Below are 25538 nucleotides of genomic sequence, written 5' to 3'. Positions count from 1 at the left end.
GAAAGGTGAACCTTCATGCGTTCCGGGAACGGCCGCCACAGACGCCCCCGCCAGGTACCCGCCCTGGTTGTCACCGCCGGTGTCGCCGGCTCCGCACTGGCCCTGCCGCTGCTCGCGGCGACCAGTGCCACCGCCGCCGAGACCTCCACATGGGACAAGGTCGCCGAGTGCGAGAGCGGTGGCGCGTGGAGCGCCAACAGCGGCAGCGGCGCCTACGGCGGGCTCCAGTTCACGCAGGACCAGTGGCGCAACGCCGGCGGCCTCGACTTCGCCGAGCGGCCCGACCTCGCGAGCCGGTCCCAGCAGATAGCCGTGGCCGAGCGCGTGCTCGCCGCGCAGGGGCCGCAGGCGTGGCCGCTGTGCGCCTCCTCCGCCGGACTGGCGCAGTCGGGTCCGGCCGCGGAGGTCGACCCCGGCCTGCCGGGCGAGGCCAAGCCCGTGCGCCCCACCCCGTCCCGGCCGGACGACACGGTGCCGGCGACCGGCACCGGTACGCGCCCCACCGACTTCGGGGCGCCGACCCCGGCCCCGGCCGTGAGCCCGTCGCCCACCACGCCGGAGGGCCCGCTGGCGCCCTCCCTCGGACTGCCCGTCATGCCGGCGCCGGACGACCCGACCACGGCCCCGGTGCAGCCCGCCGACCCGACCGCCCCGGTCCTCCCGGGTGGGCCCGGCGCCACCCCGCTGGACCCGACGGCGCCCACCACGCCGCCGGTCACCCCGCCGGCCGCCGACCCGACGGCCCCGGCCCTTCCCGGCGTTCCCGACGGCTCGGCGACGCCCGGCGCCCCGAGCGCCCCGGCCTCCCCGAGCGCCCCGAGCGCCCCGACCTCGCCGACGGCGCAGCTCGCGGGTCAGACGGCGGGCGCCGGCAAGCACCGCGGGGCCCCCGCCGTGGAGGCGCCCGTCACGGCTGACGCCGCGTCGGACCCCACGTACACCGTCCGGGCCGGCGACAGCCTGGCCACGATCGCGGACGCCAACGGCCTCAAGGGGGGCTGGAACGCGCTCTACGCGGCCAACGAGCAGGTCATCGGCGAGGACGCGGACCTCATCAAGCCCGGCCAAAATCTGGATCTAAGCGCGGAATAGGGGCACTTCGGGCGTCCGGTACGCGCTGATTGTCGGAATTCTGTAAGTGAGACATGTGTCTCTTCCGGTCAACTGGCGTGTCCGGCCCCGGGGCTTCCGCAAACCCCGGCCTCACCTGCGCAAACGCGCTCGGGAGGAACGCAAGTAGGGCCTGTTTCTCCCCGATGGCGCTCGTTGAACATCGGGGGGAGACCTGTCTACCTTCTGAATCGCTCGCCACCGCGGGCTCCTTCGACCGCATCGCCGAATCCTGCCGGCGGACGGAGGGAACAGTCGTCGCGTCAAGCGCCGAAGGCAGGAGCGGGGGAACCAAGGTAAGTGCCGGGAGCGGCCGTTGAGAGACGGTCACGCCACCGGCTGGGGGTTAAGACGTGCGACCCGATCGCACGGCCGGGCAACTCATCCGCCCGAACCCGACAGCTCACCTCGTAGGCGTCGGTGAGGAGAACTCCATGCTGCTTTCCGGCAAGGGCAAGCACCGTCGCGCCAACAAGGCCGCCCGTATCGTCACGCTCGCCGGCGTCGCCGGTGTCGCCGTCGCCGCACCCCTGATGACCGCCGGCACCGCCAGTGCCGCCACCGCCTCCGAGTGGGATCGCGTCGCGCAGTGCGAGGCCGGCGGCAACTGGGCCATCAACACCGGCAACGGCTACTACGGCGGCCTGCAGTTCTCGTCCTCCACCTGGGCCGCCTTCGGTGGCAAGGCGTACGCCGCGCAGGCCAACCAGGCCTCGAAGGCGCAGCAGATAGCCGTCGCCGAGAAGGTCCTCAAGGGCCAGGGCAAGGGCGCCTGGCCGCACTGCGGCAAGGGCCTGTCGAACTCCTCCTACGCGGGCGGCGCCGCCGAGGCCCCGGCCAAGCCGAAGGCCGAGTCGAAGAAGACCGAGTCCAAGAAGGTCGAGCAGAAGGCCGCGCCCAAGCAGGAGACCAAGCGCGCCGAGGCTCCCACCACCCGCTCCGAGCGCCCCGCCGCCGCGGCCCCGAAGACCGGCAACGGCTCGTACGAGGTCAAGGCCGGCGACACCCTGGGCACCATCGCCGAGGCCAACGGCGTCACGGACGGCTGGGAGAAGCTCTTCGAGCTGAACAAGGACATCGTCCCGGACGCCGACCTCATCTTCCCGGGTCAGAAGCTGAAGCTCAGCTGAACACCGCGGCACCAGCCGCGGCCGTGAGCACACGGCAGGTCCGTCCCCCCGCCCGGCGCGCGTCCACTCGCGCGCCGGGCGGCGGCATGCGCACCGTCAGAACCCCTGAAAACTGCGGCCTTATGTCCCGTAACGCGGGTATTCGGGCCCTTTTTCGTCCCAGGACCCGGGCGGTCGGCGGGCCCAGTGCCCGGAGCCGGTTAGGCTCTAAGCGGCTGGGCCGTCCCACGGCCCGACACGCCACCGCACACTCAGCGTCACATCCCAGAAGGAGATGCTCGTGCCGTCCATCGACGTCGTCGTAGCCCGGGAAATCCTGGACTCCCGAGGCAACCCCACGGTCGAGGTCGAGGTGGGCCTCGACGATGGCAGCACCGGCCGTGCTGCAGTTCCGTCCGGCGCCTCCACCGGTGCATTCGAAGCCATCGAGCTCCGTGACGGTGACCCCAACCGTTACTTCGGCAAGGGTGTCGAGAAGGCCGTCCTCGCCGTCATCGAGCAGATCGGCCCGGAGCTCGTCGGCTACGACGCCACCGAGCAGCGCCTGATCGACCAGGCCATGTTCGACCTGGACGCCACCGACAACAAGGGCTCGCTCGGCGCCAACGCCATCCTCGGCGTCTCCCTCGCCGTCGCGCACGCCGCGTCCGAGGCCTCGGACCTCCCGCTGTTCCGCTACCTCGGCGGCCCGAACGCGCACCTGCTGCCCGTTCCGATGATGAACATCCTCAACGGCGGGTCGCACGCCGACTCCAACGTGGACATCCAGGAGTTCATGATCGCCCCGATCGGCGCGGAGTCCTTCTCCGAGGCGCTGCGCTGGGGTGCCGAGGTCTACCACACCCTCAAGAAGGTCCTGCACACCAAGGGCCTCTCCACCGGCCTGGGCGACGAGGGCGGCTTCGCCCCGAACCTGGAGTCCAACCGCGCCGCGCTCGACCTCATCGTCGAGGCCATCAAGCAGGCCGGCTACACCCCGGGCAAGGACATCGCGCTCGCGCTCGACGTCGCCGCGTCCGAGTTCTACAAGGACGGCAAGTACGAGTTCGAGGGCCAGTCCCGCTCGGCCGCCGAGATGACCGAGTACTACGAGGAGCTCGTCTCCGCGTACCCGATGGTCTCCATCGAGGACCCGCTGTACGAGGACGACTGGGCCGGCTGGAAGACCCTCACCGACCGCCTGGGCGCCAAGGTCCAGATCGTCGGCGACGACCTCTTCGTCACCAACCCGGAGCGCCTGGCCCGCGGTATCGAGGAGGGCTCCGCGAACGCCCTGCTCGTGAAGGTGAACCAGATCGGTTCCCTCACCGAGACCCTCGACGCCGTCGAGATGGCCCAGCGCAACGGCTTCAAGTGCATGATGTCCCACCGCTCCGGTGAGACCGAGGACGTCACCATCGCCGACCTCGCCGTCGCCGTGAACTGCGGCCAGATCAAGACCGGCGCCCCGGCCCGCTCGGACCGCGTCGCCAAGTACAACCAGCTGCTGCGCATCGAGGAGATCCTCGACGACGCCGCCGTGTACGCGGGCCGTTCCGCGTTCCCGCGCTTCAAGGGCTGACAGCTCCGACCGAAGGCTGCGCCTAGCCTCCGTACGTCCCCGCACTCGGTCCCGTACCGTGTGCGGGGACGTATTGCGTAGTGCGCACAGGGGAGGCGGGATCAATGGCCGGGAACCGGGATCGGTTCTCCACCTTCTCCACCGCGACCAGGCTCAAGCAGCTCGGTGAGCGGACCGCCGCCCACGTCTACCGCTCCCAGACGCGGCGCCAGGTCAGGCGCAGCCGTCTCACCGGCCGGGCGGCGCTCCTCGTGCTCGTCCTCTGTACCCTGGTCGTCGCCCTCGCGTACCCGATGCGCCAGTACGTCTCCCAGCGCTCGGAGATCGCGAAGCAGCAGCGCGACGCCGCCACGGCGCGGGACCGGCTCGAACGGCTCCGCGACGAGAAGGCCCGCTGGCAGGACAACGCCTACGCGGAGCAGCAGGCGCGCAAGCACCTGCACTTCCTGCGTCCGGGGGAGATCGGCTACATCATGACCGACCCCGGGGCGGCCGCGGACGAGCGTCCCCGGACCGGCCGGGCCGGCTCCGACCGCCCCTGGTACTCGAATGTCTGGGACGGCGTCGACAAGGCCGACCGCCCCGGCGACTGAGCGCGTACCGGGGCCCGCCGGCGCGCGGCGCCCCAGCCCATCCGTCAAAGAACCGCGAACGAAGAGAATTCCTCCAGGCATGCAGACGCCCCCGCCCCAGACCGACCGGACCGAGCCGACCGACGCGGACATCGAGGCGTTCGAGCAGCAGCTCGGCCGCCCGCCGCGCGGGCTGCGCGCCATCGCGCACCGCTGCCCCTGCGGCCGGCCGGACGTGGTGGAGACCGCGCCGCGGCTCCCCGACGGCACCCCCTTCCCGACGCTGTACTACCTGACGTGCCCGCGCGCGGCCTCCGCGATCGGCACGCTGGAGGCCAACGGCGTGATGAAGGAGATGCAGGCCCGACTCGCCGACGACCCGCAGCTCGCCGCCGCCTACCGGGCCGCGCACGAGGACTACATCCGGCGCCGGGACGCCATCGAGGTCCTCCAGGGCTTCCCGAGCGCGGGCGGCATGCCGGACCGGGTGAAGTGCCTGCACGTGCTGGTCGGCCACTCCCTGGCGGCCGGCCCGGGTGTGAACCCGTTCGGGGACGAGGCGCTGGCGATGCTGCCCGAGTGGTGGGCCAAGGGCGCGTGCGTCACCCCGTGCGCGGAGAAGGCCGGGAACCCCGGCACCGGAGAGACCGCCGCGCCGACGGAAGCCGGGCAGTGACCCGGGTCGCGGCCGTCGACTGCGGTACGAACTCCATCCGCCTGCTGGTCGCCGACTGCGACCCGCGGACGGGCGCGATGACCGAGCTCGACCGGCGGATGACCGTCGTCCGCCTGGGCCAGGACGTGGACCGGACCGGTCGGCTGGCCCCGGAGGCGCTGGAACGCACCTTCGCCGCCTGCCGCGCGTACGCCGCCGTCATCAAGGAACTGGGCGCCGAGCGGCTGCGCTTCGTGGCCACCTCGGCCTCCCGTGACGCCGAGAACCGGGACGTGTTCGTCCAGGGGGTGCTGGAGATCCTGGGCGTCGAGCCCGAGGTGATCTCCGGCGACCAGGAGGCCGAGTTCTCCTTCACCGGCGCCACCCGGGAGCTGGCCGGCGCGGACCACCTGGAGAAGCCGTTCCTCGTGGTGGACATCGGCGGCGGCTCCACCGAGTTCGTCGTCGGCGAGGAGCACGTCCGGGCGGCCCGGTCCGTGGACGTGGGCTGCGTCAGGATGACCGAGCGCCACCTGGTCGCGGACGGGGTCGTCAGCGACCCCCCGACCGGGGCCCAGGTCGCCGCCGTACGCGCCGACATCGAGGCGGCGCTGGACCTGGCCGCCCGGACGGTGCCGCTCGGCGAGGCCCGCACCCTGGTGGGCCTGGCCGGCTCGGTGACCACGGTGGCCGCGATCGCGCTCGGCCTGCCCGCGTACGACTCCGCGGCCATCCACCACTCCCGGATCCCCTACGAGAAGGTGCGGGAGATCAGCGGGCGGATGCTGCGGCTGACCCACGCCGAGCGCGCGGCGATCCCGGTGATGCACCCGGGCCGCGTGGACGTGATCGGCGCCGGCGCCCTCGTCCTGCTGGCGATCATGGAGCGCATCGGGGCGGCGGAGGTCGTCGTCTCCGAGCACGACATCCTCGACGGCATCGCCTGGTCGATCGCCTGAGGGGCCCCTCAGGAGCCCGGGAGGGGGCCTGGAGGGCCCTGCGGGAGCCTCGGGCGCGGTGATCCAAACGAAGTTCGTGAAGTTCTTCACAAGGAAAAAAGGCCTGTTGGGCCAACGGGGAGGTCCTTCGGGGCCTCCCCGACCCGTTCCGGCCCGTTTCCTCGCGCGTTCGTGCGAATGTCGGAGGCTGCGAGTTCCGTGTCGGAGGTACGGACGAAAGCCGGTGGTCCACTCCGCTTGCGGGCCTACGGGCCAGTTCAGGACGGGTTTACAACGACTCCCGTTACACCGTGGTTCCCGTTGTGCGCCATGACCTCGGTCACGTGGGCGGCGGAGTGTAGCAGAGGGTCCCCAGGTCCTTGTGAAGGGGCTCACGAGCGTCACCCCTGAGGGTGCTGGATACTCGTTCTCATGAGCACCACGGAGCGTCCCAGGATCCTCGTTGTAGGAGGTGGGTACGTAGGCCTGTACGCAGCCAAGCGCATCATGAAGAAGATGCGTTACGGCGAGGCGACCGTCACGGTCGTCGACCCGCGCTCGTACATGACCTACCAGCCCTTCCTCCCCGAAGTGGCCGCAGGCAGCATCTCGCCTCGGCACGTCGTCGTCCCGCTGCGACGCGTGCTGCCCAAGGCTGAGGTTCTCACCGGCCGGGTCACCAGCATCGACCAGGACCGCAAGGTCGCCGTCGTCACGCCGCTGGTCGGCGAGGCGTACGAGCTGCCCTTCGACTACCTGGTGATCGCGCTCGGCGCCGTCTCCCGCACCTTCCCGATCCCCGGCCTCGCCGAACAGGGCATCGGTATGAAGGGTGTCGAGGAGGGCATCGGCCTGCGCAACCACGTCCTTGAGCAGCTCGACAAGGCCGAGTCCACGACGGACGAGGACGTCCGCCGCAAGGCCCTCACCTTCGTCTTCGTCGGCGGCGGCTTCGCCGGCGCGGAGACCATCGGCGAGGTCGAGGACATGGCCCGCGACGCCGCGAAGTACTACTCCAGCGTCAAGCGCGAGGACATGCGCTTCATCCTGGTCGACGCGGCCGACAAGATCCTTCCCGAGGTCGGGCCCAAGCTCGGCACCTGGGGCAAGGAGCACCTTGAGTCGCGCGGCATCGAGATCTACCTCAACACCTCCATGGACTCCTGCGTGGACGGCCACGTGGTGCTGAAGAACGGCCTTGAGGTCGACTCCAGCACCATCGTCTGGACCGCCGGCGTCAAGCCCAACCCGGTGCTGGCCCGCTACGGCCTGCCGCTCGGCCCCCGCGGCCACGTCGACGCCGAGCCGACCCTCCAGGTCAAGGGCACGGACTACATCTGGACCGCCGGCGACAACGCCCAGGTGCCGGACCTCGCCGCCCGCAAGGCCGGCGTCGAGAACGCCTGGTGCCCGCCGAACGCCCAGCACGCGCTGCGCCAGGCCAAGGTCCTCGGCGACAACGTCATCTCGGGCATGCGGGGCTTCCCGCAGACCGACTACGCCCACTCCAACAAGGGTGCGGTGGCGGGCCTCGGCCTCCACAAGGGCGTGGCGATGATCGTCATGGGCAAGACGAAGATCAAGCTCAAGGGCCGGCTCGCCTGGTACATGCACCGTGGCTACCACGGCATGGCCATGCCGACCTGGAACCGAAAGATCCGCGTCTTCGCCGACTGGACCCTCGGCATGTTCCTCAAGCGCGAGGTCGTCTCCCTCGGCGCGCTGGAGACCCCGCGCGAGGAGTTCTACGAGGCCGCCAAGCCCGCCCCGGCCGCGGTCGCGCCGGCCCAGAAGGCCAAGGCCTCCTGAACCGGGTCCGCCCCCGCGGCGGACCGGGAACGACCGAGCAGAACCCAGCACGTCCCCGAAGGGGCCGCCCGCCATCCGTGGTGCGGGCGGCCCCTTCGGCGTATCCGCGGCCCGGGATGGGTAGACCGCTTGGCCGGAGCCTTCGTGGAGGTACGCCATGACCGACGCCGCGCCGCGGCTGGCCGTTGTCGCCGAGACCCTGCTGGGCACACCGCTGCCCGTCCGCATCCGGACCTGGGACGGCAGTGAGGCGGGCCCGCTCACCGGGCCGGTGCTCGTCATCCGCAACCGCCGCGCCCTGCGCCGGCTGCTGTGGAGGCCCGGCGAGATGGGGCTGGCCCGCGCCTGGGTGGCGGGCGACCTCACCGTGGAGGGCGACCTGTTCGAGCTGCTGGACCGGGTGGGCGGCCTGCTGTGGGCCCGGGATCGGGAGCCCGCGCCGCCCGCCCCGGCAGCGGACCGCCGCGGCCGGCTCCGCGACCTGCGTCCGGGCGCGCGGGCGCACCGGGCGGCGGAGCCGTCCTCCGCGCCCCCGGCGGCGCTGCTGGCCGATCCGCGGGCGCGGGCCGCCGTACGGGATCTGGTCGCCCTCGCGCGGCCGTGGCCGGCGCCCGCGCCCCCGCCGGAGGAGGCCGCCCGGCGCGGCGGGACGCGGCACACCAAAACGCGCGACCGGCAGGCCGTCAGCCACCACTACGACGTGGGCAACGCCTTCTACGAGCGGGTGCTGGGCCCCTCGATGGTGTACTCCTGCGCCTACTGGACCGCCGGCTCCACGCTGGAGGAGGCCCAGTGGGACAAGCTCGAACTGGTCTGCCGCAAACTCGCCCTGAGACCCGGTGAGCGGCTCCTGGACGTCGGCTGCGGCTGGGGTTCGCTGGCGCTGCACGCGGCCCGGGAGCACGGAGCCCGCGTCACCGGGGTCACCCTCTCGCGGGAGCAGGCCGCGTACGCCCGCAAGCGGGTCGCGGAGGAGGGCCTCGCGGACCTGGTGGAGATCCGGATCCAGGACTACCGCGACGTCAAGGACGGCCCGTACGACGCCGTTTCGTCCATCGGGATGGCCGAGCACGTCGGGGCCGACCGCTACCGCGAGTACGCCCGGACCCTGCACGCCCTGCTGCGGCCCGGCGGCCTGCTGCTCAACCACCAGATCGCCCGCCGGCCGCAGGGGGACGAGGAGGCGTACCGGATCAACGAGTTCATCGACGCGTACGTCTTCCCCGACGGGGAGCTCTCGCCGCTCGGCACCACCGTCGGCGAGCTGGAGCGGGCCGGTTTCGAGGTGCGCGACGTGGAGGCGCTGCGCGAGCACTACGCGCTGACCCTGCGGGCGTGGGTGGCGCGGCTGGAGGCCCACTGGGACGAGGCGGTCCGGCTGACCTCGCCCGGACGGGCCCGGGTCTGGCAGCTGTACATGGCGGCGTCGGCGCTCGGCTTCGAGCGGGGCCGGCTCGGCGTCAACCAGGTGCTCGCGGTGCGGTCCGCGGCGGGCGGGGACGCCGGACTGCCGCTGCGCCTGCGGACCTGGGGCGGCTGAGCAGGCGGACCGGGCCCGGGCCCGGTCCGTCCGGCGGCGCGGAAGGGCCCCGGGGCGACACGCCCCGGGGCCCTCGTGCGTCACCGCGCCGCCGGCGCTACTCGGTCTTGATGGCCGTCAGCATGTTCAGCCGGGCGGCGCTGCGGGCCGGCCACATGGCGGCCAGGACGCCGACCAGGGCGGCGGACAGGAGAAAGACGCCGATCCGGTCGTACGGGAGGATCAGTTCGTAGCCGGGGACCGACTTGCGGAAGGTGGTGCCGCCGGCCCAGGCGAGGAAGACGCCGATCGCGACGCCGAGCACCGCGCCGAAGAGCGAGATGACCACGGACTCCAGGCGGATCATGTTCTTCACCCGGCCCCGGTCGAGGCCGACCGCACGCAGCATGCCGATCTCCTGGGTCCGCTCGAAGACGGACATCGCGAGGGTGTTGACGACGCCGAGCACCGAGATGATCAGCGCCATGCTGAGCAGGCCGTACATGATGTTCAGCGACAGGTTGATCATGCCGCCCATCTCGTTGCGGATGTCCTGCTGGGTGGCGACGGTGATCGCCGGGTTCTTGCCGAGCGCGTCGATGACCGCCGCCTGGCCCGCCTTCGAGTCGCCGCCGGTGGTGTTGACGTACACCTCGGGGAGGTACGGGTCCTCGCTGTGGGCGCGCAGCACCGCGTCGTCGATGACGTACGGGGACAGCAGCCCCTCCAGCTCCTTGTAGACGGCGCCGACCTTCAGCTCGCCCTTGCTGCCGTCGTCGTACTGGACCGGCAGGACAGCGCCCACCGACAGGTTCTGCGAGGCCGCGGTCTTCTGCGCCACCGCGATCTCGCCGCGGGCCAGGCTGTCGAGGCTGCCCCCGACGACCTGGATGTTCAGCATGTCGCCGATCGAGGCCGGGTTGACGCCCGAGACCGAGCGGAAGTCCTCGCCGACCTTGACGTAGCCGGCCGTCTGCGGGGAGACCGCCTTGATACCGGGGGCCTTGGCCAGGGTCTCGGTCACGGACGGGTCGAGGCCGCCCATGCCGCCGGACATGGAGACCTTGTAGTCGGCCTTGAGCTTGTCCGTGCTCATCCGGTCCACGGCCTTGCCCAGGGTGATGCCGAGCACCGACATCGAGGTGACCAGGGTCAGGCCGATGGCCAGCGAGGCGGCGGTGACGGCGGTACGGCGCGGGTTGCGGACCGCGTTCTGCGCCGCGAGCTTGCCCGGGACTCCGAAGACGCGCTCCAGGACGGGGCGGACGGCGGCGATGACCGGCCGGGAGAGCAGCGGGAGCAGCACGATCAGGGCGAGCATCAGGAAGAACCCGCCGGCGGCCACCACGTAGCGGCCGTCGCTGGCCATGGAGACGCCGAGGAAGGTGATGCCGAAGCCGGCCAGGCCGAGCAGGATGCCGAAGATGTTGCGCAGCATCAGGGACTTCGCGCTGGCCGGCAGGTGGGCGCTGCCCATGGCGGCGACCGGGGGGATCCGGCCGGTCCGCCAGGCCGGCACGAGCGCGGCGAGGACGGTGACGACCAGGCCCACGACCAGCGCGGAGACGATCGTGCCGGGGGCGATGACGAGCTCGCCGGCGGGGATCTTGGCGTCGAGGACGTTCATCAGGACGCGCATGCCGACGGCCAGGCCGATGCCGCTGACCAGGCCGATGGTGGCGGAGATGACGCCGACGAGGCCCGCCTCGGCCAGCACCGAGCGCATGACCTGGCCGCGCTTGGCTCCGACGGCGCGCAGCAGGGCAAGCTCCTTGGTGCGCTGGGCCACCAGCATGGTGAAGGTGTTGTAGATCAGGAACACGCCGACGAAGAGGGAGATGCCCGCGAAGATCAGCAGCGCGGTGCTGAAGCCGCTCATCTCCCGCTCGATGGCCTTGGCCTGCTCGGCCGCGAGGGCTGCGCCGGTCTGGGCCTTGGTGGTCGTGGAGTCGATGAGCGGCTCGATGTCGGCCAGCAGCCGGTCGGCGGAGGCGCCCTTCTGGGCGCTGACCAGGAGCTCCTGGTAGTAGCCGGGCTGGAGGTAGAGCTGCTGGGCGACGGCGGTGTCGAAGAGGACCAGGCTGCCGCCCGCGTTGACGGAGCCGTCCTCGGTGGTGAAGACGCCCTTGAGGGCGTACTCCTTCACGGGCCCGTTGGTCGCGACGCGGACCGTGTCGCCGACCTCGTACCCGCCCTGCTTCGCGGTCGCCCTGTCGAGGGCGATCTGGTCGGCCGCGGCCGGCCCGGCGCCGTCGGTGAAGGTGTAGCGGGGGTCCTTGCCGTCCTTGACGGGGGCGAAGTTCGCGCCCCGGTTGGACCAGCCGGAGCCGATCAGCTTGCCCTTCTCGTCGCCGACGCCGGCGAAGCCGGAGACCCGGCCGGAGACGGTGTCGACGCCCTTGACGCCCTTGACCCTGTCGAGGGTCTGCTGTCCGATGCCGGGCTCGCCCTCCTTCCGGCCGTCCTCGTCGCGGGTCTGGCCGGACGAGGTGACGGAGACGGCGACCCCGTCGAAGCTCTTGGCGGACTGGCCGGAGAGGGCCTTGTTGAGGGTGTCGGTGAAGACGAGGGTGCCGGAGACGAAGGCGACGCCGAGGGTGACGGCGAGCACCGTCATCAGCAGTCGGGCCTTGTGCGCGAGGACGTTGCGCAGGGCGGTACGGAACATGGGATCTCAGTCCTGGGGCTGGAGGTGCGGCGGAGGGCTACGGGGGCGGCCGGCCCCGGGTCAGCTCGTACGGCCCTTGGCGTCGAAGGCCTTCATGCGGTCCAGCACCCCGTCGGCGGTGGGGCTGAGCATCTCGTCGACGATCTCGCCGTCGGCCAGGAAGATGACGCGGTCGGCGTAGGACGCGGCGGCCGGGTCGTGGGTGACCATGACGACGGTCTGGCCCAGGTCGCGGACCGAGTTGCGCAGGAAGCCCAGGACCTCGGCGCCGGAGCGGGAGTCCAGGTTCCCGGTGGGCTCGTCGCCGAAGATGATCTCCGGGCGGGAGGCCAGGGCGCGGGCGACCGCCACGCGCTGCTGCTGGCCGCCGGAGAGCTGGGTGGGGCGGTGGCCGAGGCGGTCCGAGAGGCCGACCATGCGGATCACGGTGTCCAGCCACTGCTGGTCCGGCTTGCGGCCCGCGATGTCCATGGGGAGCGTGATGTTCTCCAGGGCCGTCAGGGTCGGCAGCAGGTTGAAGGCCTGGAAAATGAAGCCGATCTTGTCCCGGCGCAGCTGCGTGAGCTGCTTGTCCTTGAGGGTGCTCAGCTCGGTGTCGCCGATGCGGACGGAGCCGTCGGAGAAGGTGTCCAGTCCGGCGACGCAGTGCATCAGGGTGGACTTGCCGGAGCCCGAGGGGCCCATGATCGCGGTGAACTGGCCCTGGGCGAAGTCCACGGAGACCTTGTGCAGGGCGACCACCTGGGTTTCGCCCTGGCCGTACACCTTGGAGAGCCCCGAGGCGCGCGCGGCCACGGCCTGGGCGGTGTGCGGGGCGTAGTTCGTGGTGGTCACGGGGGCGACTCCTTGGGCGGCGGACCGGTGGGGTCCGTGATCTGCGGGGACCCCCTCATCCTCGACGCGGCCACCCCCGCCGCGGATCAGCCGCGGTGCCCGTTCTCCGGCCCACTGGAGGTTGACCGCGGCGGCCTCGGCCTCCTCCTCTGGTATGACATGTACCCCGACGGCCGGGGGACGGGGGCGGGCGGCCGGGGGCCAATCGCGGGGCCGGCGGGCCGCGGGATGCCGGGGGACGGGGGCGGCTCCGGGGGTGGCGGACGGGGTGGCGCGAGGGTGGCGCGGGCCATCGAAATCCCGTCATTCCCGACCAGGCGCCGATTGCCGTCCAGAACGGGCCGACCCCGCGTTCTCGGGTCTGACGCACCCTCAAGCGCCAATAAAATCAGACAACATCGCATACGCGGCCCGACGGCCGCCCAATCGATCCGGATAGGCTCGACCCCGGCGTTCAAGGATTTTCCCGCGGGGGCCGCACGCCTTGCCCGGATGGTGGAATGCAGACACGGCGAGCTTAAACCTCGCTGGCCTTCGGGCCGTGCCGGTTCGAGTCCGGTTCCGGGTACTCCGCGGCCCGTACGTGTTCCGTACGTGTTCCGCTCTTTATCCCCCTGCGCTTCGCCGCCCCTTCTCCTAAGATCCTCCTCCAGCAGTAGGGTGCTTTCTTTGCGAGCGCATTACTCTTGTTGCTAAGGCCGCGCTCGGTGGCCACGGAGGAGTGAGATGAGGAGCAGTAACCCGGTCTTCTCGCGACGGGGGTTCAGCCGCGACAACGGTGGCTACGCGGGCTTCGACGCCCAGCAGCACCAGCAGGCCGGGGCAGCGAACCCCTACGCGACGAACCCGTACGCGACCGACCCGGCGACGGGCATGCCGCAGGCGCCGGCGCACACCAACGCGATGACCATGGACGACGTCGTGAGCCGTACGGCCATGACGCTCGGCACGCTTATCGTGACCGCGACCCTCGCCTGGATCGCGCTGCCGGTCGACCCCGCCAACCTCGGGGCGTCGTACGGCATCGCCATCGGCGCGATGCTCGTCGCGTTCGTCTTCGCGATGATCCAGTCCTTCAAGAGCAAGGCCTCGCCCGGCCTGATCCTCGCCTACGCGGCCTTCGAGGGCGTCTTCCTCGGCGTGCTCAGCGCGACCGTGAGCACCTACATGGGCCCCGGCGTGGTCATCCAGGCCGTGATGGGCACGATGTGCGTGTTCGCCGCCGTGCTCTTCGCGTACAAGATGCGCTGGATCCGCGTCACCCGCCGCTTCACCGGCTTCGTCATGGCGGCGGCCCTCGGCTTCATGCTGCTCATGCTGACGAACCTGCTCTTCTCCGTCTTCGCGGGCGGCGACGGCCTGGGCTTCCGCAGCGGCGGCCTCGGCCTGCTGTTCGGCGCCCTCGGCGTCATCCTCGGTGCCTGCTTCCTCGCCCTGGACTTCAAGCAGGTCGAGGACGGCGTGGCCTACGGCGCCCCGCGCGAGGAGGCCTGGCTCGCCGCCTTCGGCCTCACCACGACGCTGGTCTGGATCTACATCGAGATGCTGCGCATCTTCCAGATCCTCTCGGGCGACGACTAGCCGGACCGGCCCGCGGGCCCGTCGGCACACAGCAAGGGGAAGGCCCCGCGAGCACACCGCTCGCGGGGCCTTCCCGCGTTCCGCGCGGCACCGCACGGGACGCGGGGCTCAGCCGAAGCGGCGTGCGGCCCTGCGCAGGTCGTACTCGTGGATGATCGCCTTGGCCTGGCCGTACGACAGCTCGTGCGCGCCGAGGAGCCAGCTCACCTTCTCCTCGAAGCGGAGCAGGGAGGGGCCCTCGTCGACGGCGCGCAGCCAGTCGGAGAGCTCGCGGCCGGTGGCCCGGGGGATTCTGTCGATCATGTTGCGGTGGGTCTGCTCGGAGAACTCTACGGACATGGGCGCCTCCGGAGGTATCGCCGTGCTGTTCTCTCTTCACGCCACCGTGCCCGAGCGTCCGCCCGTTGGCAATGGTGCCCGCACGGCGCGTAGGGTCAGCCGCGTGCTCGATACCTCACCCCTGACCGCCGTCGTGGAACGCTTCGCCGACCGGCTGAGGGCGGCTCCGCAGAGCCGCCTGGCGCGGGGGGCGGCGGCCGTGGCGCTGGACCTGGCCCGCGAGCTCGCGGCGCGGGCGCAGCGGCTCGAAGGAGGCCCGGAGCGGGAGCTTCCGGACGCGGGGGTCTTCGTCGTGGGGGACCAGCTCCAGGTGGCCGGCACCGACCTCGCGCAGGCACTGCGCGAACACGCCGCCCCGGACGGCGCGAAGGCCCCGTCCGTACTGCTGGACGAGGCCGTTCGACTGGTGGAGCAGGCGGAAGTCAGAGCGATGCGATGACGCGGTCCGCGAGGATGTAGACGTTGCTGTCCGGGTCCTCGGAGTCGCCGCACGAGAAGGTCAGCGCGTAGGCGCCCGAGATGCCCGAGCCGCCCAGCAGTACGGGCGCGGTGCCCGAGCGCAGGGCCTCGGCCAGGCGCTCCGCGGTCTCCCGGTGGCCCGGGGTCATGCACAGCGTGGTGCCGTCCGTGAAGACGTACACGTCGAGCGTGCCCAGCGGGCCCGGACGGACGTCCGCGAGGGCCGTACGGGCCTCCGCGAGCTCCTCCAGACGGCTCACCGTGCGCTCGTGGTCCGCGCCGGGGTGCGAGGCCTGGACGGGTACGAAGTCCGGGTGCGAGGGGTGGCGCCGGCGGGCGGCGGCCAGCTCCGCCGAGTCCTCGGGGTACTCCTCGGCCAGCTCCTCGCCCAGCAGCGGCTCCAGGCCGACCAGGTCCGCCTGCCGGGGCAGGAAGAGCGGGGCGTCCTCGCCGAGCCCGGGCAGGCCGCCCAGCAGCGACGGCGCGTCCGCGGCGTCACGGGCCTCCTGCGCGGCCCAGAAGGCGCGCGCCTCGGCCAGCTCGCGCTCGCGCTCCTCGGCGAGGGCCTCCGCCACGGCGGCCCGTATCTCCGCGGCGGGGGACTCCACGGCGTGGCGGGCGTGCGGAACGGTCGCACCGCGGGGGTGGGCCGACACCGCCAGCTCCCCGCGCAGGGCGGTGACCTGCTTGCGCAGGCCGTGGACGGCGTGCAGCGCAGCAGCGCCCACGGCCGTGGCAGCGGCCGTGGTCAGCAGTAGGGCAAGAGACATGGCGCTCACTGACTAACTCCTGATGTGATTCGATCCCCCGACTTCCTACATCAGAGTGTCCCGGCATGGGAATGGTGTGCAGTGCATTACGTCACGAATTGGACAGGGCTTTGGTCACACAGGGCCGCGCCGAACGTCCTCTGACCTGCATATATGCCGATCCCCCAGGAGATAGGTCACATCCTGGGGGAGATTCGGTCACAGGTCGGCCGCGACCGGATTAGATTCGGCGTCAGTACGCCGCAAGGCACCCACCCGGACCCCTTGCGGCGCTTGCCATGCGCCTAGCTCAGCCGCTCGATGACCTTGGTCGCGCTGTGCTTCGCCACCGCTGCGGGCAGGTGCCGCCCTCGTGCCTCGGGCGACCCCTACCCTCCGCTACGGCTCAGCTCAGCCGCTCGATGACCTTGGTCGCGCTGTGCTTCGCCACCGTTGCGGGCAGGTGCCGCCCTCGTGCCTCGGGCGACCCCTACCCTCCGCTACGGCTCAGCTCAGCCGCTCGATGACCATGGCCATGCCCTGGCCGCCGCCCACGCACATCGTCTCCAGGCCGAACTGCTTGTCGTGGAACTGCAGGCTGTTGATCAGAGTGCCGGTGAGGCGCGCGCCGGTCATCCCGAACGGGTGACCGACGGCGATGGCCCCGCCGTTGACGTTCAGCTTGTCGAGCGGGATGTCCAGGTCCCGGTAGGACGGGATGACCTGCGCCGCGAAGGCCTCGTTGATCTCGAACAGGTCGATGTCCCCGACGGTCAGGCCGGCCCGTCGCAGCGCCTGCTGGGAGGCCTCGACCGGGCCCAGGCCCATGATCTCGGGGGAGAGGCCGGTGACGCCGGTGGAGACGATCCGCGCCAGCGGGGTCAGGCCCAGCTCCCGCGCCTTGGTGTCGCTCATGATGACCAGCGCCGCGGCGCCGTCGTTCAGCGGGCAGCAGTTGGCGGCCGTGACCAGGCCGTCCGGGCGGAAGACGGGCTTGAGGCCCTCGACGCCCTCCAGGGTCACTCCGGCGCGCGGACCGTCGTCGGCGGAGACGACCGTGCCGTCCGGGGTCGTGACCGGGGTGATCTCGCGGGCCCAGAAGCCGTTCTTGATGGCCTCTTCGGCCAGGTTCTGCGAGCGCACGCCGAACTCGTCCATGTCCCGGCGGGTCACGCCCTTGACGCGCGCCAGGTTCTCGGCCGTCTGGCCCATCGAGATGTACGCGTCCGGGATCAGGCCGTCCTCGCGCGGGTCGTGCCAGGAGCTGCCCTCGCTCTGCGCGACCGCGGCCGTACGGGCCTCCGCCTCGGCGAAGAGCGGGTTGTGCGTGTCCGGGAGGCCGTCCGAGGAGCCCTTGGCGAACCGGGAGACCATCTCGACGCCCGCGGAGATGAAGACGTCGCCCTCGCCCGCCTTGATGGCGTGCAGGGCCATCCGCGAGGTCTGGAGCGAGGAGGAGCAGTAACGGGTGACCGTCAGGCCCGGCAGGTGGTCCATGCCCATCTGCACGGCCACGACGCGGCCCAGGTTGTGGCCCTGCTCGCCGCCGGGGAGGCCGCAGCCCAGCATCAGGTCGTCGATGTCGCGCGGGTCCAGCCCCGGGACCTTGGCGAGCGCGGCCTGGATGATCGTCGCGGTCAGGTCGTCCGGGCGGACGTCCTTGAGCGACCCCTTGCCGGCGCGTCCGATGGGCGACCGGGCGGTGGAAACGATGACGGCTTCGGGCATCGGGGCTCCAAGGGTGTGTTGCGGCTCTAACCGGGACCGCAAGCGAAGTTACCGCCCCGTACGGTCGAGGTCACCGGCCTTGCGGTGTGATGCCGGTCGCTCCCGCGCGACCGACGGGTACGCGGTGGCCCGCGGCGCGGCGCCGGACCGCGCCGCCCCCGGCTCCGCGCGGGCTCCGCGCGGGCCCGCGGCGCCGGGCCCTGGGCCGTCCGACTCCAGTGTGCCCCCGCCCCGGGGCCGGGCGTTCCCGGGCGCTCCCCGGGGCAGCCGGGCCCCCGGGGAGCGCCCGGGAGCGCCCGGGTCAGGACACCGGGGTCTCCGGGGCCGGGGCCGGGGTGTGGGTCGGGTCCTCGCCCGGCAGCCGCCGCCGGCGGCGGTGCTTGAGCAGAGCCCAGGGCCCGCGCGCGGCCGTGACCTCCGTACCCGCCTGGCCCGCCGCGGCGGACGCCGCCTCGGCCACCGGGAGCATGTCCTCGTCGCGGGACACGTCCAGCCGGTCCGACTCCGGCCACACGCCGAGCGCCGCGCACAGGGTCGGCAGCACGGCCATGGCCGCGGTCGCGTACCCCTCCGCGGAGGGGTGGTAGGAGTCCGGGCCGAACATCTCGCGCGGGTTCGCGGCGAACTCGGGGCCGAGCAGGTCCCCCATGGAGACCGTACGGGCGCCCAGCGCGACCACCCCTATGGTCTGCGCGGCGGCCAGCTGGCGCGAGACCCGGCGGGCCACCCAGCGCAGCGGCTGGTACACCGGCTCGATCGTGCCCAGGTCCGGGCAGGTGCCCACCACGACCTCGGCGCCCGCGAGCCGCAGCCTGCGCACCGCGGTGGTCAGCAGCCGTACGGACTGGGTGGGCGGCATCCGGCGCGTCACGTCGTTCGCGCCGATCATGATCACGCATACGTCCGGGGCCGGCCCCCCGCTGTCCAGCAGGAGGCCCGCCTGGCGGTCCAGGTCGTCCGACATGGCACCCGAGAGCGCGACATTGCGCAGCTCCACCGGCCGCTCCGCCACCGCCGCCAGCCCCGAGGCCAGCAGGGCCGCCGGCGTCTGCCGGGCCCGCCGCACGCCGAGGCCGGCCGCCGTCGAGTCGCCCAGCATGCCCAGGCGCAGCGGCCCGGGGCTCTGCTCGGGGCCGCCGAACTCGCTCCCGTACAGCCCGTCCGCGCGCGGCGGATCCGGCAGCCCGCTGCCGACCGTCCGCTTGGCGAACTGCACCTCGGCCAGTACCAGCCCCACCGCGGCGACCCCGACCAGCCCGAGGCCGCCCCCGCCGTACGCCGCCCCCGCCGCGATGCGGCGGGCCGTTCTCGCCCTGGACACCCTTCAGGCCACCTCCTTCGGTCCTCGTTGACCTTCCTGCCCCGTACGGACGGTCGGTCAATCCCTTTCCGCATACTCTGGCCGGACCTCCCGGAGAACCCGTGGAGTCCCCTCCTTGGAGAACATGGTGCAATTCCACGACTCGATGATCAGCCTCGTCGGCAACACCCCGCTGGTGAAGCTCAACCGTGTGACCGAAGGCCTGCGGGCCACCGTCCTTGCCAAGGTCGAGTACTTCAATCCCGGTGGATCCGTGAAGGACCGGATCGCCGTACGGATGATCGAGGCCGCCGAGCAGAGCGGAGCCCTCAAGCCCGGCGGCACCATCGTGGAGCCGACCAGCGGCAACACGGGGGTAGGACTCGCCATCGTGGCCCAGCAGAAGGGCTACAAGTGCATCTTCGTCTGCCCCGACAAGGTGTCCCTGGACAAGATCAACGTCCTGCGGGCGTACGGCGCTGAGGTCGTGGTCTGCCCGACCGCCGTCGACCCGGACCACCCGGACTCGTACTACAACGTCTCCGACCGCCTCGTGCGCGAGACGCCGGGGGCCTGGAAGCCCGACCAGTACAGCAACCCGAACAACCCCCGTTCGCACTACGAGACCACCGGTCCCGAACTGTGGGAGCAGACCGCGGGGAAGATCACCCACTTCGTCGCGGGCGTCGGCACGGGCGGCACCATCTCCGGCACCGGCAACTACCTCAAGGAGGTCAGCGGCGGCAAGGTCAAGGTCATCGGCGCCGACCCGGAGGGCTCGGTCTACTCCGGCGGCTCCGGGCGCCCGTACCTCGTCGAGGGCGTCGGCGAGGACTTCTGGCCGACCGCCTACGACCCGAACGTCACCGACGAGATCATCGCGGTGTCCGACAAGGACTCCTTCCAGATGACGCGCCGCCTGGCCAAGGAGGAGGGACTGCTCGTCGGCGGCTCCTGCGGCATGGCGGTCGTCGCCGCCCTGCGCGCGGCCGAGGGCCTGGGCCCGGACGACGTGGTCGTCGTCCTGCTGCCCGACAGCGGCCGCGGCTACCTGAGCAAGATCTTCAGCGACGAGTGGATGGCCGGGCACGGCTTCCTGGAGGAGGCCGGTCCCGCCGCGCGGATCGGCGCCGTGCTCGCGGACAAGGAGGGCGCCATGCCGTCCCTCGTCCACATGCACCCCGAGGAGACCGTGGGCGAGGCGATCGAGGTCCTGCGCGAGTACGGCGTCTCGCAGATGCCGATCGTCAAGCCGGGCGCCGGCCACCCGGACGTGATGGCCGCAGAGGTCATCGGCTCCGTCGTCGAGAAGGAACTGCTGGCCGCGCTGTTCGCGCAGCGCGCCTCGCTCGGCGACCCGCTGGAGAAGCACATGAGCGCCCCGCTCCCGCAGGTCGGCTCCGGCGAGCCGGTGTCCGAGCTGATGGCGGTGCTCGGCGAGGCGGACGCGGCGATCGTGCTGGTGGAGGGCAAGCCCACCGGTGTCGTCAGCCGCCAGGACCTGCTGGCGTTCCTGGCCAAGGGCGCGAAGTAGCACCTGCGGCGGGCGGTACGGGGACGGTGCCGGGCGGTGCGGGCGGTACGGGCGGTGCCTCCGGTGCGGGCGGTGCCTTCGGTACAGCACCACCGCCGTCGCGTGATCGGAACGGGCCCGTCGCGTGATCGGTACGGGCCCGTCACGTGACGGCAGCACCGGCTTAACACGGTTCCGGCACAGTGGTGGTCGTCGGCAGGGAGGACCGGGAGACCGGAACCCCGGCCGGCGCCACGAAACGGCGTTGCGCGACTCCGGAGCGGCTCCCGGACCGCGTGGACGCCATGGACGCGGACGGCCCTGACCCGGCCCGTGTCCTCGCGGGGACCGCCGTCGTCCCGCCCCCGGGCGACCGGGGTGCGGCGGTCCCCGCGTGCTTTTCCCCGGCGCGGGCCCGCGGCACCGGCCCAGGAGCGGCCCGGCGGCCCGGGCCCGCGCGCCGGTGCCGTCAGTCCGAGGCCGGGCGGGTGCGGCGCAGGCGCTTGCGGGCGTGGATGAAGTTCACGCCGACGATCCCCGCCCACGTCACCAGCAGTCCCTCCAGTCCCCCGGCCTGCGTGGCGCCGATGGCGGACAGCGGGATCGCCAGCACCAGCGTGATGATGGCGAAGCCGAAGCGCTCGCCGAAGTTCGCGTCCCCCGCGGCGGGGCGCGCCGCGGGCCCGTCCCCGCGGGCGGCGGCCAGGCGCTCCTCGGCCAGCCGGCGACGGACCTGCGTGTCCACCTTCTCGACGAACGAGTCCACCAGTGCGGCCTCGTACTCCGGACCCAGCTCCCGCCGGGCGTCCAGGGTCGCGTCGAGTTCCTTCTTCAGATCTTGGGCGTCCATCCCTCCACCGTAGGAACGCGTGCGGGCCCCCGCACTGGGGCTGGCCCCCGTATCCGGATCGTGGGCGCGGGTTGCCGAGCTGCATAAGCGCATGCAGAGTGCTCCGTGACTGAATAGCCACCGGGGACGGGGCGGGACGGGAACGGAGGGGGCGGGATGAGCGACAGCCCGGCAGCGCGTCTGCAGAAACTGTTCGAGGGGCACCGGCTGACGCCGACCCAGCGGCGTATCGCGCACTGCATGGTGCGCGGCGCCGCCGAGGTGCCGTTCCTGTCGAGCGTGGAGCTCGCCGAGCTGGCCGGCGTGAGCCAGCCCTCGGTGACCCGCTTCGCGGTGGCGCTGGGATTCGACGGCTACCCCGCGCTCCGCCGCCACCTGCGCGACGTGGCCCCCGCCGAACGGACCGGCGTACCGCACGGGGACGCGTACAACGAGTACCAGCAGGCCGTGCAGGGCGAGATCGAGAACCTGCGGCAGCTGTCCGCGGCGCTCGCCGACCCCGCCCCGGTCCAGGAGGCCGGGCGGCTGCTCGCCGCGTCGGCCCCGCTGCCGGTGCTGGGGCTGCGGGCGGCGTCGTCCCAGGCCCGCGGCTTCGCGTACTTCGCCGCCAAGGTGCACCCGGACGTGCGGCTCCTCGACGAGGGCGGCTCGATGCTGGAGGACCGTATCGACGCGGCCCGCGCCGACGGGGCCACGGCGCTGCTCTGCTTCGCGCTGCCCCGCCATCCCCGGGAGGTCGTGGAGACCCTGGAACGCGCCCGGGGGGACGGCCTTACGGTGGTGACCGTCGCGGACTCTGCCTTCGCGCCGGTGGCCCGCCACTCGGACCTGCTGATCCCGGCGCCGGTCGGGACGGGGCTGGCCTTCGACACGGCGTGCGCGCCGATGCTGCTGGGGCGGGTCCTCCTGGAGGCGATGGCGGACGCGCTGCCGGACGCGCAGGCACGGCTGGAGGCCTTCGACGCCCGGGCCGCCGCGCGCGGCCTGTTCGTGGAGTAGCCGTCCCCGGCGGCGGGGTGCCGGGAGGGGCTACAGCAGCGCGTCGCGGAACGCCGCGCCCGCCTCCGCCACGATGTCCGCGACCGGCTGCCCCGGCCGGACCACCGTGAAGCGGACCCCGCCCGGCGGCGTGAGCGAGAAGCCGTGGACGGCGGGCCGCGGGAGGCTGTTGTAGCCGTAGTGGGCCGTGAAGAAGTACGCCCCCGTGTCGGGGACGGCGATCAGGTCGCCCGGGGCCAGTTCCGGCAGTTCGCGGGCCGAGGCCAGCAGGTCGCCGGCGAAGCAGGCCGGGCCCGCGATGTCCTGGGCGAGCGGCGGCCCGGTCTTGGGCGCGCCGTCCGCGTCGAACGGCAGGATGCGCAGCGGCCACGCCGCCGGGGCGTACACGGTGCGGGTCGCCAGCTGGACCCCCGCGTGGGTGACGGCGACGGCCCGGCCCCCGGCGGTCTTCGTGTACTCCACCCGGGCGAGGACCAGGCCGTGCCGGGCCAGCAGGGACCGGCCGAACTCGGTCACCAGGCCGTACGAGCCGTCGAAGAGCGCCGGTACCGCGGCGCGCAGGGCGGCCACGTACTGCCCGTACGTCGGCCCGCCCGTGTCACGGGAGAAGTCGACCGGCAGGCCTCCGCCGATGTCGAGGGTGTCGACCTGGCGGCGCCCGACGGTGCGGTTGACCTCCTCGGCCAGGGCGTGCAGCTCCCGCACGCCCTGCGCGATCAGCGCCAGCGGTACGCCCTGGGAGCCCGAGTGGGTGTGCAGGCGGGTCAGCCAGGGCCGGTCGGCGAAGGCCCGTACGAGCCAGGCGCGCGCTCCCGGGTCGCGCAGGGGGATCCCGAACTTGGAGGTCGCCGTCGCGGTGGACAGCGCGGCGATCGAGCCCGCGCCGGTCTGCGGGTTGATCCGGAGCCCGATCCGCGGCCGGGGGGCGCCGGCCGGGGCCGTGGCGAGGAGGGCGTCGAGGCGCTCCAGTTCCTGGGGGTTGTCGACGTTGACGGCGACGCCCGCCGCGAGGGCGTCGCGGAGTTCCGCGACGGTCTTGGCGGGGGAGTCCAGGACGGTGTCCCGGGCCGGTACCCCCGCCGCCCGGGCCAGCGCCAGCTCGCCGGGGCCGGCCGCCTCGCAACCGAGTCCGGCGTCCGCGAGCAGCCGCAGTACGGGGACGAGCGGGGCGGCCTTCACCGCGAAGGCGTGCAGCACGGGGGTGCCGGGCGGCACGGCGGCGGCGAAGGCGGCGGTCAGCCCGGCCGCGGCGGCCCGGATGCCGGCCGTGTCCAGCAGGCAGACGAGCGGATCGTCCGCGCCCACCAGCCCCTGTTCGACGGCGGCCCGCACGGCGCGCTCCCGCCGCCCGGCACCGTCCGCCCCGGCTCCACCCACGTCCGTACCTCCCGCCGCCCACTCCATCACCTTCCCGGCCCGCGTGCCCGCGGCACACCCGCCCGCCCGCAGCTGTTGACTGAATCTATTCAGGAAGCGAGGATGTGAATGGATTGACCAACATCGGAGGAGGCACAGCCATGTCAGGACCTCGCCCCGTACGGGCCTCGCGCGGTACCGCACTCAGCACCCTGGGATGGCAGCAGGAGGCCGCGCTGCGGATGCTCCAGAACAACCTCGACCCCGAGGTCGCCGAGCACCCCGACAAGCTCGTCGTCTACGGCGGCACCGGCAAGGCCGCCCGCGACTGGCGCTCGTACGACGCGATGGTCCGCACGCTGCGGACCCTCAAGCAGGACGAGACCATGCTCGTCCAGTCCGGCCGCCCCGTCGGCGTCATGCAGACCCACGAGTGGGCGCCGCGCGTCCTGCTCGCCAACTCCAACCTCGTCGGCGACTGGGCCAACTGGGAGGAGTTCCGCCGCCTGGAACAGCTCGGCCTGACTATGTACGGGCAGATGACGGCCGGCTCGTGGATCTACATCGGCACCCAGGGCATCCTCCAGGGCACCTACGAGACCTTCGCGGCCGTCGCGGCCAAGAAGTTCGACGGCACCCTCGCCGGCACCATCACCCTGACCGCCGGCCTCGGCGGCATGGGCGGCGCCCAGCCGCTCGCCGTGACGATGAACGACGGCGTCGCCATCTGCATCGACGTCGACCCGCGCGCCATCGAGCGCCGCATCGAGCACCGCTACCTGGACGTGCGGGCCGACAGCCTCCAGCACGCGCTCCAGCTGGCCGTCGAGGCCCGCGACGCCCGCAGGCCGCTGTCCATCGGCCTGCTCGGCAACGCCGCCGAGCTCCTCCCGCAGATGCTGGCCGAGGGCGCCCCGATCGACATCGTCACCGACCAGACCAGCGCCCACGACCCGCTGGCCTACCTCCCCGTCGGGGTGGACTTCGACGACATGGCGGCCTACGCGGCCAAGGACCCGGCCGGCTTCACCACCCGCGCCCGCGAGTCCATGGCCACGCACGTCGAGGCCATGGTCGGCTTCATGGACGCCGGCGCCGAGGTCTTCGACTACGGCAACTCCATCCGCGGCGAGGCCCAACTGGCCGGCTACGACCGCGCCTTCGCCTTCCCCGGCTTCGTCCCCGCCTACATCCGGCCGCTGTTCTGCGAGGGCAAGGGCCCCTTCCGCTGGGCCGCCCTGTCCGGCGAGGCCTCCGACATCCACAAGACCGACAAGGCGATGCTCGACCTCTTCCCGGAGAACGAGTCCCTGCACCGCTGGATCAAGATGGCCGGCGAGCGGGTCCACTTCCAGGGCCTGCCCGCGCGGATCTGCTGGCTCGGCTACGGCGAGCGCGACAAGGCCGGCGAGCGCTTCAACGACATGGTCGCGAGCGGCGAACTGGCCGCCCCGCTGGTCATCGGCCGCGACCACCTCGACTGCGGCTCGGTGGCCTCCCCGTACCGCGAGACCGAGGCCATGCTCGACGGCTCCGACGCCATCGCCGACTGGCCGCTGCTCAACGCCATGGTCAATGTCGCCTCCGGCGCCTCCTGGGTCTCCCTGCACCACGGCGGCGGCGTCGGCATGGGCCGCTCCATCCACGCGGGCCAGGTCACCGTCGCCGACGGCACCCCGCTGGCCGGCGAGAAGATCCGCCGCGTCCTCACCAACGACCCGGGCATGGGCGTCATCCGCCACGTCGACGCCGGCTACGACATCGCCGAGTCGGTCGCCGACGAGCGCGGGGTCCGTGTCCCGATGCGCGAGGGTGACACCGCGTGAGCGAGGCCCCGGCGAGCGAGGCCCCCGTGAGCGGGGCCCCCT

General features: G+C 72.5%; 21 protein-coding genes, 1 tRNA gene and 1 riboswitch. Of the genes, 14 read left to right on the top strand and 8 right to left on the bottom strand.

All coding sequences use genetic code 11. The annotated features are described in order from the left end of the window. Positions 1 to 15 precede the first annotated feature (15 nt). The 8 genes from ACFWUQ_RS10815 (at position 16) to ACFWUQ_RS10780 (ending at position 9315) form a co-directional block, all read left to right on the top strand. A complete protein-coding gene (locus ACFWUQ_RS10815; RefSeq protein WP_384535786.1) occupies positions 16 to 1092 on the top strand; it encodes a transglycosylase family protein in 1077 nt (358 codons plus the stop codon). A 276-nt stretch (positions 1093 to 1368) separates the two neighbouring features. Further along, positions 1369 to 1542: riboswitch (cyclic di-AMP (ydaO/yuaA leader) on the top strand. A gap of 2 nt (positions 1543 to 1544) precedes the next feature. Beyond that, positions 1545 to 2240, top strand: a complete 696-nt coding sequence (locus ACFWUQ_RS10810; protein ID WP_384535783.1) for a transglycosylase family protein — start codon at positions 1545 to 1547, stop codon at positions 2238 to 2240. Positions 2241 to 2514: 274 nt separating this feature from the next. Continuing rightward, the gene (eno, locus tag ACFWUQ_RS10805) at positions 2515 to 3801 is read left to right on the top strand and encodes a phosphopyruvate hydratase (protein WP_384535780.1); all 1287 of its coding nucleotides are present in this window, start codon (positions 2515 to 2517) and stop codon (positions 3799 to 3801) included. Positions 3802 to 3905: 104 nt separating this feature from the next. After that, positions 3906 to 4394 (top strand): septum formation initiator family protein, encoded by a 489-nt coding sequence (locus tag ACFWUQ_RS10800; RefSeq protein ID WP_384535778.1) that lies wholly within the window; start codon positions 3906 to 3908, stop codon positions 4392 to 4394. Between the two features lie 79 nt (positions 4395 to 4473). Beyond that, positions 4474 to 5049 (top strand): DUF501 domain-containing protein, encoded by a 576-nt coding sequence (locus ACFWUQ_RS10795; RefSeq protein ID WP_384535775.1) that lies wholly within the window; start codon positions 4474 to 4476, stop codon positions 5047 to 5049. Further along, a complete protein-coding gene (locus ACFWUQ_RS10790; protein ID WP_384535772.1) occupies positions 5046 to 5987 on the top strand; it encodes an exopolyphosphatase in 942 nt (313 codons plus the stop codon). Before ACFWUQ_RS10795 ends, ACFWUQ_RS10790 begins: the two co-directional genes overlap by 4 nt. Positions 5988 to 6398: 411 nt before the next feature. After that, a complete protein-coding gene (locus tag ACFWUQ_RS10785; RefSeq protein WP_384535769.1) occupies positions 6399 to 7775 on the top strand; it encodes an NAD(P)/FAD-dependent oxidoreductase in 1377 nt (458 codons plus the stop codon). Positions 7776 to 7932: 157 nt separating this feature from the next. After that, positions 7933 to 9315: a class I SAM-dependent methyltransferase gene (locus tag ACFWUQ_RS10780; RefSeq protein ID WP_384535768.1), complete on the top strand. Its 1383-nt coding sequence runs from the start codon at positions 7933 to 7935 to the stop codon at positions 9313 to 9315. 97 nt (positions 9316 to 9412) lie between these two features. On the opposite strand, the gene ACFWUQ_RS10775 is transcribed toward ACFWUQ_RS10780, so the two are convergent. Together ACFWUQ_RS10775 and ACFWUQ_RS10770 are read right to left on the bottom strand one after the other, a co-directional pair. Beyond that, complete coding sequence (locus tag ACFWUQ_RS10775) at positions 9413 to 11962, bottom strand: ABC transporter permease (RefSeq protein ID WP_384535766.1); 2550 nt, start codon at positions 11960 to 11962, stop codon at positions 9413 to 9415. A 60-nt stretch (positions 11963 to 12022) separates the two neighbouring features. Next, on the bottom strand, positions 12023 to 12796 hold the full coding sequence (locus ACFWUQ_RS10770; RefSeq protein ID WP_384535764.1) for an ABC transporter ATP-binding protein: 774 nt from the start codon (positions 12794 to 12796) through the stop codon (positions 12023 to 12025). 486 nt (positions 12797 to 13282) lie between these two features. Between ACFWUQ_RS10770 and ACFWUQ_RS10765 the strand changes: the two genes are divergently transcribed. Together ACFWUQ_RS10765 and ACFWUQ_RS10760 are read left to right on the top strand one after the other, a co-directional pair. Then, positions 13283 to 13364 (top strand) — tRNA-Leu (locus ACFWUQ_RS10765). A gap of 158 nt (positions 13365 to 13522) precedes the next feature. Beyond that, positions 13523 to 14377 (top strand): Bax inhibitor-1/YccA family protein, encoded by an 855-nt coding sequence (locus ACFWUQ_RS10760; protein WP_384535761.1) that lies wholly within the window; start codon positions 13523 to 13525, stop codon positions 14375 to 14377. Between the two features lie 108 nt (positions 14378 to 14485). On the opposite strand, the gene ACFWUQ_RS10755 is transcribed toward ACFWUQ_RS10760, so the two are convergent. Beyond that, complete coding sequence (locus tag ACFWUQ_RS10755) at positions 14486 to 14716, bottom strand: DUF4287 domain-containing protein (RefSeq protein WP_384535759.1); 231 nt, start codon at positions 14714 to 14716, stop codon at positions 14486 to 14488. Positions 14717 to 14819: 103 nt separating this feature from the next. Here ACFWUQ_RS10755 and ACFWUQ_RS10750 point away from each other — a divergent pair, with 103 nt between their 5' ends. Further along, positions 14820 to 15155: a hypothetical protein gene (locus tag ACFWUQ_RS10750; protein WP_384535757.1), complete on the top strand. Its 336-nt coding sequence runs from the start codon at positions 14820 to 14822 to the stop codon at positions 15153 to 15155. On the opposite strand, the gene ACFWUQ_RS10745 is transcribed toward ACFWUQ_RS10750, so the two are convergent. The 3 genes from ACFWUQ_RS10745 to ACFWUQ_RS10735 all read right to left on the bottom strand — a co-directional run bounded on the left by ACFWUQ_RS10745 (position 15139) and on the right by ACFWUQ_RS10735 (position 18973). After that, positions 15139 to 15945 carry a hypothetical protein gene (locus ACFWUQ_RS10745; RefSeq protein WP_384535850.1) on the bottom strand — a complete coding sequence of 269 codons (807 nt, stop codon included), beginning with the start codon at positions 15943 to 15945 and terminating at the stop codon, positions 15139 to 15141. The genes ACFWUQ_RS10750 and ACFWUQ_RS10745 overlap by 17 nt on opposite strands. Positions 15946 to 16431: 486 nt before the next feature. Further along, the gene (locus ACFWUQ_RS10740; RefSeq protein WP_384535754.1) at positions 16432 to 17652 is read right to left on the bottom strand and encodes an acetyl-CoA C-acetyltransferase; all 1221 of its coding nucleotides are present in this window, start codon (positions 17650 to 17652) and stop codon (positions 16432 to 16434) included. A gap of 301 nt (positions 17653 to 17953) precedes the next feature. Then, positions 17954 to 18973, bottom strand: coding sequence for an SGNH/GDSL hydrolase family protein (locus ACFWUQ_RS10735; protein WP_384535751.1), 1020 nt, complete (start codon positions 18971 to 18973; stop codon positions 17954 to 17956). Between the two features lie 127 nt (positions 18974 to 19100). Here ACFWUQ_RS10735 and ACFWUQ_RS10730 point away from each other — a divergent pair, with 127 nt between their 5' ends. Continuing rightward, positions 19101 to 20486, top strand: coding sequence for a cystathionine beta-synthase (locus tag ACFWUQ_RS10730; protein WP_384535847.1), 1386 nt, complete (start codon positions 19101 to 19103; stop codon positions 20484 to 20486). Positions 20487 to 20934: 448 nt separating this feature from the next. Here the strand turns inward: ACFWUQ_RS10730 and ACFWUQ_RS10725 are convergent, their stop codons facing one another. Further along, positions 20935 to 21315, bottom strand: coding sequence for a hypothetical protein (locus ACFWUQ_RS10725; protein ID WP_384535749.1), 381 nt, complete (start codon positions 21313 to 21315; stop codon positions 20935 to 20937). A 156-nt stretch (positions 21316 to 21471) separates the two neighbouring features. Here ACFWUQ_RS10725 and ACFWUQ_RS10720 point away from each other — a divergent pair, with 156 nt between their 5' ends. Continuing rightward, positions 21472 to 22314: a MurR/RpiR family transcriptional regulator gene (locus tag ACFWUQ_RS10720; protein ID WP_384535746.1), complete on the top strand. Its 843-nt coding sequence runs from the start codon at positions 21472 to 21474 to the stop codon at positions 22312 to 22314. A 30-nt stretch (positions 22315 to 22344) separates the two neighbouring features. Here the strand turns inward: ACFWUQ_RS10720 and ACFWUQ_RS10715 are convergent, their stop codons facing one another. Continuing rightward, positions 22345 to 23718, bottom strand: a complete 1374-nt coding sequence (locus ACFWUQ_RS10715) for a diaminopimelate decarboxylase (protein WP_384535744.1) — start codon at positions 23716 to 23718, stop codon at positions 22345 to 22347. Between the two features lie 113 nt (positions 23719 to 23831). Here ACFWUQ_RS10715 and hutU point away from each other — a divergent pair, with 113 nt between their 5' ends. Further along, positions 23832 to 25496 (top strand): urocanate hydratase, encoded by a 1665-nt coding sequence (gene hutU / locus ACFWUQ_RS10710; protein WP_384535742.1) that lies wholly within the window; start codon positions 23832 to 23834, stop codon positions 25494 to 25496. Positions 25497 to 25538: the final 42 nt, after the last annotated feature.

It is taken from the genome of Streptomyces sp. NPDC058662, from assembly GCF_042716255.1.
Classification (GTDB): domain Bacteria; phylum Actinomycetota; class Actinomycetes; order Streptomycetales; family Streptomycetaceae; genus Streptomyces.
This window is presented reverse-complemented; position numbering and strand designations above follow the sequence as displayed.

Coding starts and splice junctions, on each gene's coding strand:
- ACFWUQ_RS10810 (WP_384535783.1), top strand. CDS start 1,545: ATGCTGCTTTCCGGCAAGGGCAAGCACCGTCGCGCCAACAAGGCCGCC.
- ACFWUQ_RS10755 (WP_384535759.1), bottom strand. CDS start 14,716: ATGTCCGTAGAGTTCTCCGAGCAGACCCACCGCAACATGATCGACAGA.
- ACFWUQ_RS10720 (WP_384535746.1), top strand. CDS start 21,472: ATGAGCGACAGCCCGGCAGCGCGTCTGCAGAAACTGTTCGAGGGGCAC.
- eno (WP_384535780.1), top strand. CDS start 2,515: ATGCTCGTGCCGTCCATCGACGTCGTCGTAGCCCGGGAAATCCTGGAC.
- ACFWUQ_RS10815 (WP_384535786.1), top strand. CDS start 16: ATGCGTTCCGGGAACGGCCGCCACAGACGCCCCCGCCAGGTACCCGCC.
- ACFWUQ_RS10785 (WP_384535769.1), top strand. CDS start 6,399: ATGAGCACCACGGAGCGTCCCAGGATCCTCGTTGTAGGAGGTGGGTAC.
- ACFWUQ_RS10795 (WP_384535775.1), top strand. CDS start 4,474: ATGCAGACGCCCCCGCCCCAGACCGACCGGACCGAGCCGACCGACGCG.
- ACFWUQ_RS10760 (WP_384535761.1), top strand. CDS start 13,523: ATGAGGAGCAGTAACCCGGTCTTCTCGCGACGGGGGTTCAGCCGCGAC.
- ACFWUQ_RS10800 (WP_384535778.1), top strand. CDS start 3,906: ATGGCCGGGAACCGGGATCGGTTCTCCACCTTCTCCACCGCGACCAGG.
- ACFWUQ_RS10715 (WP_384535744.1), bottom strand. CDS start 23,718: ATGGAGTGGGCGGCGGGAGGTACGGACGTGGGTGGAGCCGGGGCGGAC.
- hutU (WP_384535742.1), top strand. CDS start 23,832: ATGTCAGGACCTCGCCCCGTACGGGCCTCGCGCGGTACCGCACTCAGC.
- ACFWUQ_RS10780 (WP_384535768.1), top strand. CDS start 7,933: ATGACCGACGCCGCGCCGCGGCTGGCCGTTGTCGCCGAGACCCTGCTG.
- ACFWUQ_RS10775 (WP_384535766.1), bottom strand. CDS start 11,962: ATGTTCCGTACCGCCCTGCGCAACGTCCTCGCGCACAAGGCCCGACTG.
- ACFWUQ_RS10740 (WP_384535754.1), bottom strand. CDS start 17,652: ATGCCCGAAGCCGTCATCGTTTCCACCGCCCGGTCGCCCATCGGACGC.
- ACFWUQ_RS10725 (WP_384535749.1), bottom strand. CDS start 21,315: ATGGACGCCCAAGATCTGAAGAAGGAACTCGACGCGACCCTGGACGCC.
- ACFWUQ_RS10745 (WP_384535850.1), bottom strand. CDS start 15,945: ATGTCTCTTGCCCTACTGCTGACCACGGCCGCTGCCACGGCCGTGGGC.